The sequence below is a fragment of the Leptospira meyeri genome (genome assembly GCF_004368965.1).
GTDB classification, from domain to species: Bacteria; Spirochaetota; Leptospiria; order Leptospirales; family Leptospiraceae; genus Leptospira_A; species Leptospira_A meyeri.
In genome coordinates this window covers 1-13,791 of record NZ_SORO01000006.1, presented here as the reverse complement: position 1 = coordinate 13,791, position 13,791 = coordinate 1, and the positions used below count along the sequence as shown (strand labels likewise).

Genomic DNA, 13,791 nt, shown 5'->3' with positions numbered 1-13,791 from the left:
ATGAAAACCATACATCTACTCGGACATAATTTCAAATGGAATTTGGATTCCTATTTTCAAAACAAAATCGGTGAAGGATTTGTTTTTTGTGCTTACAGTTTTGGTAGTAATTTCCTTGAAAGGGAAAAATTAAGCGGATACAAGCTGAAAGAAGTGTCGGGTTTATCGATGCTTGATTTACAATATTTTGGAAAAAAAGAATCATCAGAACTCGTCGGAGGAAAATTAAAAACCTATAAATTTCACCCTTCAAATGAAATCGATGGCGGTGCAGCAACTAATGAATATATGCTAACGGCTATCAAAGAAGGAATAAAATTTCAAGTTGAGATGGGTTTTCGTGATATTATAATTCCGAATTACTACGAAAATGAAAGTATTGATAGTTTCATAGGATTGGTTAAAGCCATAAATTTATGGCTTCTTAAAAATAAAGATACTAATCATAGATACTTTATGACTATTCCATTTACAAATAACACAATTATTGATGAAACGAAAGTTGATAGTGTCCTATTTGCATTGACTGATGGTAGCATAGTATTTGACGGATATTATATAGTCTGTGAATCGAAGCCAGAATCAAAGCAAAAAGTAAGCACAGATATGAGATACTTGAAAAATTTATTGGGAGTTTTTTCCACCCTTAAAAAGCAGAAATTTTTTACTATTTATGCTTATGCCAATTGGGATGCACTAGTTTTTCTTTCTCTAACTGATATTGATCTCATTTCAATAGCTACATATGAAAATTTGAGAAATTTTAAAATAAATAGATTTGTACAGGAAGAAGATGGCGGACCTTCAAAAGGATGGTATTTCTCTGAAAAATTATTGAATTTTGTAAAGGCACAGTTTATAGACCTCGTTCGTGAAAAAGGGTGTTTGCCTATGATTAAAAATGAAAAGAATATATTTTCTGACGTTCTCTTGGATTTAAATTTTCTATGGAATAATCATAAGCCTGAAGTTCACAAAAATTACTTGCTTGCAATAAATAATTTACTATATGAGTTGCAATCAATCCCCGATCTAAAAAGACGGAAGGAATTTTTTACTGGGAAAGTTGACGATTCAATAAAAGCTTATGAAAACTTGGAAAAGCAAAAAGTTTTCCTATTAGAGGAAAGTAGTAACTATCATTTAGCAATTTGGAAGTCCTTCCTTCTGTCTAGATAAGAAACAAGCATTAACTCATTTAAGAGCATTTGCATTTTCTCATCAAAAGGTTTTTCTTTCTTGGGTTTATACCTAATCGAAACTTTCCCTTTTTTATTTATACATGCCAAGCCTACATTCATTTCTTTGAATAAGTCGATATTTAACTCTGCACTTGAAATTCGTTTCTCATCTAAGACAACATATGAAGTTGAGGCAAACCACTTGTATCTATAAGCTTGATTCAATGCACGCCTCCAGTTCTTTAACTTTGCCTCTATCGCAATTGAATCGGAAAGAAAATGCTTGTAAGTTCTTCCAGGTTTATAAATTGTATTTACTTCCTTAACATACTTTTCGAGTTTAAGTTTGGATATTGATTTTTTTATTGTTCTTGAGTCTGCTCTTGTTAGGTGTTTGATTTGTTCAAATGAAATTTCGGAGTTATTTTGAATTATTTTGTAAATTGTAATGTCTAAGTAATTCAGGTAACTGTTCCTATTTATGCTGGTCGCTTTCAATTTTGAAATAACTAAATCGGCAATGCCGAAACCCAAATCAACTTCTTCAAAAATCTTCGTTGGAAAACTTAAAGTATTCCAATAACAAATGTTTGAATAATTTCTCTTTAGCTTTTTTACTAATGCTTCTTCTGTTTGGAACATACTGAGCTTCACTTTATAAGTATAAAAGTTGAATCATCTAAGTTTTTATTAATCACGAAACTGAATAAGTTTTTTTTTATAGAAGAAAGATATTGCTTACTAAGAATTTCAAAAGAGCGAGCTTTCTCCTGTTCCATTAAGTTGTAAAAACCATCGGAGCATAGCAAAATTTTTTCGTTATTGGAAATGTTGTAATTCTCAGTATAGAAATCATTTAAACTTAAATTCTCCATACCTAGGTATTTTGATAATAAATTACGATTTGTTGAAAATCTATCATCTTCTGTAATTTGCTTTAAATATTGCGGATTAATAATATAAATTCGAGAATCACCTAAGCTTGAATATTGTATCAGATTTGGATTTAATAAAGAAATGCAAACTGAGCAATAAGTCGTTTTGACTTCTGGGATTCCTTGATTTAATAAATATGAATTGGTTTCAAGCATGAGTTTTGCAAAATCAAATAAGCCATTGTTGAAATGAGAGTTTGAGTGTATTAAAATGTATTCTTTGGATAGTTCCGTTGCTTTTTTGCTGTTTAAAGCACTACCAACCCCGTCAAAAACGTAGAAAAGAGAGTAATCCTTTTCTTCAATTATAAGGAAATTATCCTGGTTCTCGTTTTTGCTAATTCCCATCAGCGATTCCACCACATACTTTCGATTTTGAGGCTTTGAATTTACTGATTTTCTCTCCATATTAGGCATCTTTGCAAAACATACATCCAATAATATTATTGTTAAAGCTTTAAATTATCTGAGCCTACTAAAAATCATTAAAACCAACCAATTTTCCAATTACTTCTGATCTGTAAATTTGTAGCATCCTTTTTAGATTAGCCAGTTTAATTTTCTAAATGAAAGATTCAGTTTGCTGAGCGTTTCAATAATTTGAAATATATTTCTTTATGTTTTCTAAAATCCAAACAAAATGTTCCAATTTCAAAAATCAGAAGAATAGGGCGGTTTCAACCAAACTATAATGCTTGATATTCGATTTAGTTACCCGAATTTTAGTCTGATTCATAGAAAATCTGCCTTCCAATGAAATACTCAAATCCAAATAATCCAGATATAAAGTCAATATTGGATGGTTGTTTAAAAGGGAATACAAATTCCTGGAATCGATTTATTGATCTTTTTCACAGATTAATTTCGGGGGTAGTCCATAAAAATCATTATGGAAAAGACTATGAAGATGTTGTCCAACTCGTTTATTTGAAATTAGTAGAAGATGATTTCCGACTTCTTCGGAAATTTGATGGAGAGCTTTTTGCGAGCTTTTTGATATATTTGAGCGAATCAGTAAAAAACATTATTAGAAATGAAAATCGAAAAGAAATCAGAAAAAATAAACGAGAAATAGTCTCCTCGCCTGAAGATTTTCACCATTTTGCTTCTGATACAAATTCACAAGATTCGGAAGACGAAACTGAATTTTTAGAATATCTCATGACAAATTTAGAGAGTCCCTTCCGTGAAGTGCTTCTTTTGAAATTTAGAGGATACAAAAGTCGAGAAATAGCTGATATATTAAAAATTCCACTAAATACGGTATTAACTCGAAGTGCTCGTGGAATAGAAAAAATTAAAAAAATGAAAGAATCGGGAATATTAATCAAATGAGAGAACATCTTCATTATGGAACCTAAGAAAAACATAAATGATGATCTAATTTTGCGTTACATTAAGGGAAAGCTATCTTTCGAAGAATCAAATTTCGTGAAAGAGCAAATCCAAAGTAATCGATCTTACTTTGTGAAATATGTTTCATTGAAAGAGGCTCTATACCTTATGGATGTAGGTCATGAAGCAGAGTTAGATGAACGGTCAAAGATTCTGGGAATTGTAAAAGCAAAAAAAATGACCCATGTTCAGTTTATTCTTAGGTTCCTCAAAGATAAAATTTTGGTAAGTGCATCGGATCAAGCCGAACTTACATATCAGGGCATAATGGCAGATTTTTCATATAGAGGAAGTTCGGCGGGACCAGTCACAATCACACGGAAATTAGACGACAAGGATATAACATTTATATTTACACCATCCTCCGATAATAAGAGTGTCTTTCTATCTGTGAAGTCTTCTGATTCTATTGGACTATCGGCTGTTCTTGCTATAAATAATGTCGAAACAGAAATTCTCGACGATTTAGAGAAAAAAAATTCTTTCGAAACTCCTTTAGCTCACCCTATGGAAATCGAAGTTATTTTTAAAAAGAAAAAAGAGAAAGTTTTTAGCATAGGTCTCACTCTTCATTTAGAAGCCTGAAAAATAGGTGACAACTCAGATAAGTCTTATCGTATAAGAATTGTGAAGACGATCAGAATTCTCGCAAAACAAGAATATGCTGAGGTTCTAGTTTCTGAATCAAGTAATCGTTTCAATGTTGTGGAGCCATTCCATTCGATCAAAAAGAGTTTTCTCTCTGAGTTTCTAGTAAGTTGGTCAGATTGGATAAGGCAAGTCGATGCAGTCCAGATTGATGAAAGCAAACCCCAAGATCAAGATTATAGTGAAAAATTACAGGAATTTTCAAACTACTTTAAAACTTTGCTTTTTGGGAATTCTCTTGGAAGAATTGAGCTAGATTCAGCCAGGTTCATAGCTGATTTCGCATTCTCTTCACTACCATTTGAAATTCTGCAAACCAACAATACAAAAATTTATAGGACGATACGTTCTGATAGACTCCCACCATCAGGTAGAATCGGGGAGGGAGTTCTTTATATTGAAAATCATTTCAAAGCGGAAAATTTATTTCATGGAATGAAAGAAGAGAGAGAGGAGGTCGTAAAGATTTGGAATAAAAATCGCTTGGTTTCAAAACAACTCGTTGGCTATGGACTAACAAAAAATCGACTCCTAGAAAAAATTTCATCAATGAAGTATATTCATTATAGTGGACATAGTTATAGAGACGGAATCTATCTTAGCGATGATATCATTCTAGATGCTGAGACAATCGCTTCTTTCGATCTTTCTAATGTCCAATTGGTTTACTTTAACTCCTGTTCATCGGCTACGCTGCTTGCAAATGCCTTTCTCCAGGCAGGTGCTAAAGAAGTTGTCGGATACCTTGGTGATGTTCGGAATGATGTGGCTAGAGAAGCAGGAAAAGGCTTTTGGTCAGAATTCTTAAAATCTCGTTCTTCGTCATTTGCTCTTAAAGTTGTCAGAAGTATTTTAGAAATGAAATTTGGGAAGGGATATCCTGGTGCCTATCAGTTAGTTCATTTCGGTGAATACTCTCCCGCAAATCAATTTGGATACATCCCCAGTTTAAAAAAAATATATTCATCAGGAATCATACTATTTTTGGCTTTCGTTGTTTATTTAAGCTTTTTCAAAGAAGAAAATACTAAGTATCAAGAGTTGGAAATGGTTTTTGTTCCCGCAAAGAATTCTTCAGGTGAAAATAAATCTATAGCTATCCGAAAAAACTCGAAGTTAAAAACCGAAAGTATAGATTCTCTTAAAGTAATAGATAAAAAATATTCCAGACCAAATTCTAATATAGAATCTGCTCAAGTTGATAAGGAAAAGGATGTCAGCAATGCTCAAGAGAAAAGTAAAATTGGAAATTTAGAAAGATTTCTGGATCAACATCATTCTGAAGAATTGAAAAAGGAAGTTTATGATTATCTAAATGATAAAAGTTCTATTTCAGTTCCAAAGGAAAAGAGAGAAGAAGAGCTAATTAGAATTTTGACTACCGAAGAAGACTCAGAATTGATCCGATATCGTTTACGACAATTAGGAAATAAAAGATGAAGCAATTCTTCTATTTCTTCTTAATTCTTATTTCTCCATTAGTAGCGAAAGACACCAATGAATCTGATATTGATAAAGATAATTTGATAGTTCAATTCTATGAAAAACATAGAATTCCTATAACAATCTTTCATGAAGCTCAAAGAAATGCGGATCATAATTCGTATCAGGAATACTTTAAGAATGCGGAATTCCAAGATAAAATAATAAAGACTCGTGATCAAAAAAGATATATAGAGAGACAGGATGAATTAGAATTTCCAAAAGAAACTTGTCTCTTTGAAGAATACCATATATATCGTGAGCTAAATCAGTTTTATTTAGGTTATCCTGGATTTTTATACCGAAATTGTCCAAATTTGAAGAAGATTAAATTGGAGGATGAGCTGAAAGGGAAAGAGAGTTATCCTTTAATTCTCTCATCTATTCAAGTCAATCTTCGAGATACTCTTAAGAGGAATTTGAATAAAGCTATTCCCTCTAAATTCCCAGAATATTTACCTAAATTAATCAATCCAGAAATCAGAACCCTATCGGAAAAATACTATCTTCTCCTGGAAGATTATACCGTTCATTACACTCTCCTGAATTGCAACGTTGACCCGCTAATCGATGATCCAGAAATACATTGTCATGATATTTCCAAATATAATGATTTTTTTGGTAAATTTAATGAACTCGTTTACTCTAAAAAAACTAGCCCCCAATTTAGAAAACAAAAGATAGCTGAAGAAATGGACGAGATACGGAACTTAATTTATCGTTTAATTCCTCTTTCTCAGCAAGGGGTAATTTCTTCTTTTTTGGCGGAAGATCAGGCTACCGAGAATGAATTAGTATTAAAATATATTGAATTAAGAACACAAAATATGTTGAAGCGATTCTCTCGCTTTTCTGATGAAACTAAGTGTTTAAAAGGTCTTCTGAAATGCTGGAAAACATGGTCTCCCTGGCATATGGGAAACCTACGGATGGCATATTATCTACAGTTCTATAAGGATTTTGGGAAGGAACGAACTCTATCTGATGCCTTGATCAGGAACAAAGATATGATTAGTTTGGCTGATGAAATGGAAGAATCCATAGTCAAATCCTGGTTTTTCGAAAAGAGGTTATCAAATTTAGAAAAAACTTGTGTGGCGATTACTAGACGGAATCCAAAAGAAATCGAAAGTCAATTAAGGATTGAGAAGGCAAAATACTTAAAAAAATAAAATCCTCGGGAATAAATTCTCAGTTTGAAGACATCTACATTGAAATAAGAAGTTTTCATTCTAAGGATAACTTCCAAATATAAGAGGTTAAAAATGGCATCTTGCCCAAGTTGCGGAGTTGAACTAAAATTCTTAAATACCTCTTTGATTCGCTTTAAAGGACATAAAATTTGCATTAACTGTTTTCAGAGGTCAGTTAGTGCAAAGGTTGCCACTTTAGAAGAATTAAAGGCTGTTGTTCAAAAGTCAGAGATAATAGAGCCAGAGAAAAGTGAAGTTAATTCTAATATTAAACCTTCAGAAACAATAACCATTAAAACAGAAACTAAAGGATTTCGTTTTTTTCGTGCATGTCTTGGTATGTTTGCTTTGGGTCCCTTTGGTCTTCTCTGTGGATTGTGCGGTTCAGGCAAAACCAAAACAACAGTAATACGAAATTAACAATATATGATCAAGAATTTAATCGATATATCGAGAGCCTATCTGGCAACTCTTCCGTTCATGTGCCATCAGTTGCCTGAGAGAAGTTTCTACTATAAAGGTTCGCAATTTCCTGTGTGTGCAAGATGCACAGGTGTAATTATAGGTCAGGCTTTGGTTTTGGTAATGTTTTTATTATTTGAACTTATAATTTCTCCTTGGGTAGCTATAGCGTCAATGCTACCTGCTTTAATTGATTGGAGCTTACAAGAGTATTATGGTTTTGATTCAATTAACGTCAGGAGATTGATAACAGGAATATTATTGGGTTTTGGATATATAATGTTAGTAGTTACTATATGTATATTTTTACTTAAAAAATTAAGGTTATCGTAGGTTGTTATGTTATATTTTAGTCAAGGAATCTCGCTTTTTTTATTATTCTTTTCGTTTTTCGGTTGTGCAACGAATACAGAAAAAATTAAAGCTTCGGATCACAAGCTGAAATTTTTAATTGGAGAACCAATTTACTTCCTTTCACATAAATACGTCGACAAATATTATTTATTCTTTCTGAAGGAAGATGGAACTTTTGAATCCGATATCAATTCGTTTCAAAATTGTTATAAATGGGATTTAAGCGACACTTACGAATTATTCTTAGAGTGTAATAAAGAGAGAATTAAATTAACGGCAGATACTGTGCTTGAGCATACATATTCAGGAGTTAGGTGGAAATTGCTTGATTCAAAGAAACCGTTTTCTTCCTTAGCATGGTATGATCAGGTTCGATTAAATTCTCAAGAGTTAAAAATATATGAAGTCACCGAGAGCCAAAGCTGGGGAGTTTTTGAAGAATTTTATAAAATTTTGGAAAAGGAAAATATTGGGCTAAGGGGAGTGCGTCCACATAGCCAACTGCAAGAAGAAATTAAAACATATATTATTATAGGAGAACAAAATAAGCAGAATTTTACTCATGTTTCAGGTAATTGGAAAGAACAAGTAAAACAAAATGAGAATAGGTTATTAGGTGGTATAAACCCGAATGATACTATTGACCTACGTGACGACGAAAATATGAAAAACTTTTTTTTGCTGAACTTAAACAAAATTGATTATCCAGAAAATTATTTTGGATTTACTCCAGAAAGTGAACGGTTGAATGCGATTGATTTTAAAAAGAAACTTCAAGATTTATATCCATTGAAATCAAAAAAGTATATTAGAGCTGAGTTCGATTATTCATATCGGCTTCTTGATAAGAAGCCTTCAGTCGCTTTGTATATTAGACCTAAAACTACCTATTCAGGAGGATTTGCAATTTTCGATGATCCTGAATTAATTTTAAAATTGGAAGCTAATGTTTACGAAAATTTTGGTCATGCAAAATACTTTGGAGTAGAATTGATTGCTGAATATGATTTTGACTTCAAGACAGAGAAAGCCTTCATTTCAACAAAGTATAATGGAATATTAAATGAAGAGAATTTTGAAAATTATAAGATAAACTTTAGGGAAGGATTGCCATATATCCAAGAAAAAATGATAAAATTTAGACAAATTAATTTGAAAGTGAAAAACTTTAGAGTTTTTAGCATAAATGGTGAATCTTTGTGGAAGCATTGAATAGATAGAAGAAGTTAGGAGACTATATTTGGAATCTTTAAAAAATTTGTGAATAAATTGAGCGGATGCTTTTTGGTATAATCTTTAAATTAAATTTGGAATTGGATAATTTGTGGAAAAAAATTTCAATTACTTAGTTATATTCTTAGATAATATAGGAGATAAATTAATGGAGGGAGGAAATGAAAGTGAAATACATTTTTTTTGTCATTGTTTTGGCTTTAGTTACTTTAAATAAGAGTTCTATTTTCTCTGAAAATATTAACTCAAAATTTAAGGATCAATATGGAATTGAATTTATACTGATCCCCTCTGGTAATTTTCTGATGGGTTGTGACGAAAAGAAAGATAAGGAATGTTTCGATTCTGAGAAACCAAAACGTAAAGTTACTATATCTAAGAATTTTTACATAAGTAAATTTGAAGTTACTCAAAAACAGTGGGAAGATGTAATGGGAAACAATCCTTCACTTAATAAGGAATGTGGCTTAAATTGTCCTGTTGAGAATGTGAGTTGGTTTGATGTTCAAAAATATATCAGCAAACTTAATTTAGATAATGAAAGAATTTATCGTCTGCCTACTGAAGCAGAATGGGAATATGTGGCGAATGACAAAGGAATAGCTGAATTTTCAGAAAAATACATATTTGAGAATGCTTGGACTTTGCACAATAGTAAGAACAATTCACAACCAGTCGGAAAGAAAAAATCTAACTCTTTTGGAGTTTATGATATGCTCGGAAATGTTTGGGAGTGGTGTGATGATTGGTTTGATGAAAATCTTTATATAAATGCACCTTCTATAGACCCGAAAGGAATTACTCCTAGTACTTTAAAATCAGCAAGAGGAGGTTCATTTGATATTGACGGTCACGGAGGATTGAATTATCGACCGCTACACAGGTTCTTTTTCCCTCCCGATCATAAATCCCCATCACTCGGATTTCGATTGGTAGTTACGATGGGAAAGTAATCTCTTATCAATTATAAGACTATCATAGAATCTTATTCATATTCAAATTGATTTCGTAAATGAATTCAACTGATTTAAATTTAAAATATTCTCATGTGATTGAAAAAGGTTTTACAGGTGTTCAGAGTAATTTCGACCCTATCTGTAATTATCTCGATAGACTATTACGCATGTTAGTAAATAGAAACCCAGGTTTTAAGTTCAAGCAAATTAGAGTCAAGTTCGGGGAAGCATGTTTCAGCTCTAATCTTCATGAGATATTTAATGATTGTGATAGGCAAAGAGATCACGATATCTCCCTTAAGATTCATTCAAAACTTGCAAAGCAGTCCAATTTGAAGTAAATTAAGTTTTCATTCTCTCCAAAATGATATTACGTATTACTTTTTTGAAAAGCTCGTCGATATCGTTTCTTTCCTGTGCAGTATAATTTTCTAAATATACTTTTTCTATAATTGGTAAATTTATAAGTAATTCGCTAAAACTTACTTCGGGCATCATTTTAATAGCACGTAACTTATTTTTGATAGTTTTTGTAAATTCTTTGAGTCTATCATCTTCGAGCATTATCCTGGAGAATTCAATTGGATTTTCCAACTTATTTTGAGATATCTCATCCATGAATATTTGAAGGAGATAAAAATTGGAAAGTTCTTCAATCAATCCAAAAATTTCGGATCGATTCACACTCTCCATGGTGAACTTTATAAAATTCTCAGATTGATTTTGGTATTGGATATATTTCATAGTATTTTATGATTCCTTTTGTTGGTACTTCACTAAATTAGTAAGTCGAACTTCATGACGTTACGATTCGTTTCCCTTAGTTAGTCCTTTTTTGAAAGGAATCATAGAATCTAATTAATTAATTTATTTCAATTTTAGTTACATGAATAGCCATATCGATAAGAAGATATTAAATTCAAATTATAAAAGAAATGAAATCAATGGCTCCTATAAGAGAGGAGATGTCCTTCTGTAATAGGAGCTTTTTTATTTTTTTCATAACCGAATTTTAAATTTTATTAGGGATATATTGTAATTTTCCTCCTGTTTCCCTAGAATATGGTTACGCATTGATTTAATTTATTTGATGTTCGAGTAGCTGTGATGACAACTCTCTAAGCAAAGGTTTACTCGCAGAGTCTATCTCGTGAAGGATGGTGTCAAGACTACTTGGCTTCACCTTGGTGCTTAACTCCCTCCTTATCAAGGTGGGTAGTTCTACCAACATGTAGTACCAGGACCTATGTGTATCCTTCGAGATGCTTGTGGATTTGAGTTGGCTTCTAAGGTAGTTGTTCAGGTGCTTTGGTGTATTTAGACCTATTTCAAGAATCTTTTGTATGATCTTACTCTGGTCTATGTCTATGACTAATCGTTCCTGTTCCTTTCTAACCTTGTATCCAAGGAATTTTTGCCCATTCTTAAGTTCCAGAGAGATATTTGGAGTCTTCTCTGAGATACTTAGATTTTGGCTCCTTAATGTGTTTTCAATCCAATTGTTGATTTGATTGTTTGTATCCTCCTTAATTGTTGTTAGTAGCAGATCATCTGCATAGCGATAAAATTTTATATCGGGGTAGGTTTCCCTCAATGGTTTATCCAGACAGTGATGCAAGTAAATATTTGCGAGTATAGGTGCATGTACGCTACCCTGGGGAATTCCAGAATGTTTCACTTTTTTTCCGTCTGACTTTGTGTAAGTGTTTAAGGATTTCTTTATGATTTTTAAAAAATGTGGGTGCTTGATTTTACTTTCAAGAATCTGAATTAACTTCAAGTTATCAATATTATTGAAGCATTTGTGAATATCTAGCTTTAAACAATATTTCTCCTCTTGATACTGTTGATCGATTAACCTCATCCCTGCTTGAATACTCATGTTAGGTCTATAGGCGAAGGATTCAGAAAAGAATTCATGATCAAAAATCTCATTTAATACTAGTGAGATGATTTTTTGAACTATTTTGTCTTCAAGTCGATACGAATAAATTATTCTATCTTTACCGTTTGATTGGATAGTGGTTTGCCTCGCAATGCCGAATTCATATTTGTTATTTGAAATTTTTGAAGCAAGTTCGTTGGCTAGTTTAGGATTCTTTTGCCAATCTATGAGTTCCATTTTTTGCGAAGCTGAATTTCTTTTAAGCCTTCTCGATAATTCATATATAATTCCGATGTTTAAGTGCTCCAAGGGATTTGATTTTAATATTCCTGTAGAATTTACTTCGAGTTTAACTTTAAGAAGGAGTTCCCAAAGAGTCAATGAAACACTATTATCATTTGAATTATTAAATGAATTCATTTACCTCTCCTTCTTATTATTATACTCTTTACTTCTTTAAGTTTTTAAAATTTCAAAAAGAAAATCAAAAAGAGCAATCTTTTCAATTGGCATTATCAACGAGCTTTTGAATTTTTCGAGACAAAAATCCTATTCTTAGTAAAAAAATGATAAGAAATAATATGGCAGCTAATATGAGTTAAATTTATTTTATTGTACTTTATTGGGAATATTTTCAATTTTATCATAGAAATTTTGCCCCTGGAATTGGTAGTCTAGCGAATAGAAAAATTATTGCTCCATGTTCATATGGTCTCACTCTTCCGAGAGCTTGAACTAATTCCGCATCAATCAACGTGAGTTGGAATCTTATAATCTCTTCATCTTCACTCAAGGTCACAAATAGGAATTCAAAACCATTGAAATTGACTTCATTTCCATTATCAATTTTTCTCTCAATGGCTTCGGAGTAGTTTACCACAGAATTATGTTTCAATCCCAGATAAGCACACTGAAGCCTAAATGTTTCTGGTCTAACATTAGGAGTTCCAGCAATAATTAGATTTTTTCCTTCTAGACTTCTTAAACTTGTTGTGGCTCCAAAGTGAGCTGATAGAAGAGGGTGGGAGTTTTTGTAGGAAATTGCATAGTATCCAAGAGAGATGTATGTATCGATTAAATCAGTAAAGAATGATTTACCATATTTATTCTTTAGCGACTGTCTTGAGTAGCTTCCGCTACAATCTTGTATGATAGAAGCTTTTAATTCAGGTGTAATAATTCGGTGATTAACAAGTCTATCACCAGCTAATTTCTCATACGCAATCAATAGGGGAGTGGCTGTTAGGACGATAGTTTTCTGGTTGGTGAATCTAAACTTGGGTATAAATTCAATAAATCCTTCGGACTTTTGGTAATTTTTGGATTTTAAAAATAAACTTAAGGTAGATTGAAGGAAATCGTCGGTAATCTCTTCTTCAGTTAGTATTTCCTCGAATGCCTTTTTCACTGATTCATCAATCTCAGTATTAATGTCTTTGATCATTTGGGAAGGGAAGTAGGGTGTTTTCAGGGGTTCATTTTCAGTTGAAGACAGTATTCTGTTGAGTTTCGCTATAAGTTTCTTTTTTCTCTTTAAATCATCTTCTTTTTCCCTTAAATTTGTCTCGGTAACCCTTATGTAAGTGTCAAGGTTTGGTATATTGTTTATTTTTGGAGCGAGGTATCTTATTAATTCTTCTCTATCAGTTGGTGATGATAGGGATTGATCCGAGGTTCTGAAGATTAAAGATTTTATATCGCTCAATTCTTTTCTTTCTTCTTTTAAATTATTTTCTTCACCTAAGACTTTAGTAAATAACTTCTCCAAGAGCATCTGGATATTTCCGATTGGTATTTTCCTTGGTGAGATTACGGTGCTCATTATATCTTCATCGATTACAATAATATCCCATTTGGTAAGTTGGCTGGGACTCATTAGTAGATATCTTGCATGAGTAATATGGACAATGAGTGAATTATTCAGGACGAAGTTGGTTCTTTTTTCAAATTCTTCTAGCTCCATCTTCAACATTAAGCGTTCTTCATTACTACAAATGGCTTGCTTAAGAGCTTTCCTTGGAGAAATAGCAAATCTGTAGGATTTATCAAAAATCTCCTTTAGGCAGG

The 13,791-nt window shown here is 32.2% G+C and carries 14 protein-coding genes; 9 read left to right on the top strand and 5 right to left on the bottom strand.

Translation table 11 applies throughout. The features are described from left to right. Nucleotides 1-1,179 carry a hypothetical protein gene (locus CLV96_RS19175; RefSeq protein WP_004787771.1) on the top strand — a complete coding sequence of 393 codons (1,179 nt, stop codon included), beginning with the start codon at nt 1-3 and terminating at the stop codon, nt 1,177-1,179. Here CLV96_RS19175 and CLV96_RS19170 read toward each other — a convergent pair. Further along, on the bottom strand, nt 1,140-1,823 hold the full coding sequence (locus tag CLV96_RS19170; protein ID WP_004787757.1) for a hypothetical protein: 684 nt from the start codon (nt 1,821-1,823) through the stop codon (nt 1,140-1,142). The two genes, CLV96_RS19175 and CLV96_RS19170, sit on opposite strands and share 40 nt — an antisense overlap. Nucleotides 1,824-1,831: 8 nt before the next feature. Further along, a complete protein-coding gene (locus tag CLV96_RS19165; RefSeq protein WP_004787785.1) occupies nt 1,832-2,524 on the bottom strand; it encodes a protein phosphatase 2C domain-containing protein in 693 nt (230 codons plus the stop codon). Between the two features lie 345 nt (nt 2,525-2,869). On the opposite strand from CLV96_RS19165, the gene CLV96_RS19160 reads away from it, so the two are divergent. The 8 genes from CLV96_RS19160 (at nt 2,870) to CLV96_RS19125 (ending at nt 9,836) form a co-directional block, all read left to right on the top strand. Next, nucleotides 2,870-3,451 (top strand): RNA polymerase sigma factor, encoded by a 582-nt coding sequence (locus CLV96_RS19160; RefSeq protein WP_004787752.1) that lies wholly within the window; start codon nt 2,870-2,872, stop codon nt 3,449-3,451. A 15-nt stretch (nt 3,452-3,466) separates the two neighbouring features. Continuing rightward, on the top strand, nt 3,467-4,096 hold the full coding sequence (locus tag CLV96_RS19155) for a hypothetical protein (RefSeq protein WP_004787776.1): 630 nt from the start codon (nt 3,467-3,469) through the stop codon (nt 4,094-4,096). Between the two features lie 498 nt (nt 4,097-4,594). Next, complete coding sequence (locus CLV96_RS19150; protein WP_134152090.1) at nt 4,595-5,599, top strand: CHAT domain-containing protein; 1,005 nt, start codon at nt 4,595-4,597, stop codon at nt 5,597-5,599. Then, nucleotides 5,596-6,813 (top strand): hypothetical protein, encoded by a 1,218-nt coding sequence (locus CLV96_RS19145; RefSeq protein ID WP_004787775.1) that lies wholly within the window; start codon nt 5,596-5,598, stop codon nt 6,811-6,813. Before CLV96_RS19150 ends, CLV96_RS19145 begins: the two co-directional genes overlap by 4 nt. Nucleotides 6,814-6,906: 93 nt before the next feature. Beyond that, a complete protein-coding gene (locus tag CLV96_RS19895) occupies nt 6,907-7,254 on the top strand; it encodes a hypothetical protein (protein WP_004787764.1) in 348 nt (115 codons plus the stop codon). A 6-nt stretch (nt 7,255-7,260) separates the two neighbouring features. Then, a complete protein-coding gene (locus CLV96_RS19135; protein WP_051012804.1) occupies nt 7,261-7,629 on the top strand; it encodes a DUF2085 domain-containing protein in 369 nt (122 codons plus the stop codon). Between the two features lie 6 nt (nt 7,630-7,635). After that, nucleotides 7,636-8,862 (top strand): hypothetical protein, encoded by a 1,227-nt coding sequence (locus CLV96_RS19130; RefSeq protein ID WP_004787782.1) that lies wholly within the window; start codon nt 7,636-7,638, stop codon nt 8,860-8,862. Nucleotides 8,863-9,050: 188 nt separating this feature from the next. Next, complete coding sequence (locus CLV96_RS19125; RefSeq protein ID WP_004787779.1) at nt 9,051-9,836, top strand: formylglycine-generating enzyme family protein; 786 nt, start codon at nt 9,051-9,053, stop codon at nt 9,834-9,836. Nucleotides 9,837-10,181: 345 nt separating this feature from the next. On the opposite strand, the gene CLV96_RS19120 is transcribed toward CLV96_RS19125, so the two are convergent. The 3 genes from CLV96_RS19120 to CLV96_RS19110 form a co-directional block, all read right to left on the bottom strand. Next, nucleotides 10,182-10,583, bottom strand: a complete 402-nt coding sequence (locus CLV96_RS19120) for a hypothetical protein (RefSeq protein WP_040917383.1) — start codon at nt 10,581-10,583, stop codon at nt 10,182-10,184. A gap of 334 nt (nt 10,584-10,917) precedes the next feature. After that, nucleotides 10,918-12,144, bottom strand: a complete 1,227-nt coding sequence (locus CLV96_RS19115) for a reverse transcriptase/maturase family protein (protein WP_004787770.1) — start codon at nt 12,142-12,144, stop codon at nt 10,918-10,920. 223 nt (nt 12,145-12,367) lie between these two features. Then, a partial coding sequence (locus CLV96_RS19110) for a hypothetical protein (protein WP_208325427.1) occupies nt 12,368-13,791 on the bottom strand: 1,424 nt, incomplete at its 5' end.

Bases quoted from the DNA above. Each gene is read 5' to 3' on its own strand.
- CLV96_RS19170 (WP_004787757.1), bottom strand. From the start codon at position 1,823: ATGTTCCAAACAGAAGAAGCATTAGTAAAAAAGCTAAAGAGAAATTAT.
- CLV96_RS19145 (WP_004787775.1), top strand. From the start codon at position 5,596: ATGAAGCAATTCTTCTATTTCTTCTTAATTCTTATTTCTCCATTAGTA.
- CLV96_RS19120 (WP_040917383.1), bottom strand. From the start codon at position 10,583: ATGAAATATATCCAATACCAAAATCAATCTGAGAATTTTATAAAGTTC.
- CLV96_RS19175 (WP_004787771.1), top strand. From the start codon at position 1: ATGAAAACCATACATCTACTCGGACATAATTTCAAATGGAATTTGGAT.
- CLV96_RS19130 (WP_004787782.1), top strand. From the start codon at position 7,636: ATGTTATATTTTAGTCAAGGAATCTCGCTTTTTTTATTATTCTTTTCG.
- CLV96_RS19895 (WP_004787764.1), top strand. From the start codon at position 6,907: ATGGCATCTTGCCCAAGTTGCGGAGTTGAACTAAAATTCTTAAATACC.
- CLV96_RS19155 (WP_004787776.1), top strand. From the start codon at position 3,467: ATGGAACCTAAGAAAAACATAAATGATGATCTAATTTTGCGTTACATT.
- CLV96_RS19115 (WP_004787770.1), bottom strand. From the start codon at position 12,144: ATGAATTCATTTAATAATTCAAATGATAATAGTGTTTCATTGACTCTT.
- CLV96_RS19160 (WP_004787752.1), top strand. From the start codon at position 2,870: ATGAAATACTCAAATCCAAATAATCCAGATATAAAGTCAATATTGGAT.
- CLV96_RS19150 (WP_134152090.1), top strand. From the start codon at position 4,595: ATGAAAGAAGAGAGAGAGGAGGTCGTAAAGATTTGGAATAAAAATCGC.
- CLV96_RS19135 (WP_051012804.1), top strand. From the start codon at position 7,261: ATGATCAAGAATTTAATCGATATATCGAGAGCCTATCTGGCAACTCTT.
- CLV96_RS19165 (WP_004787785.1), bottom strand. From the start codon at position 2,524: ATGGAGAGAAAATCAGTAAATTCAAAGCCTCAAAATCGAAAGTATGTG.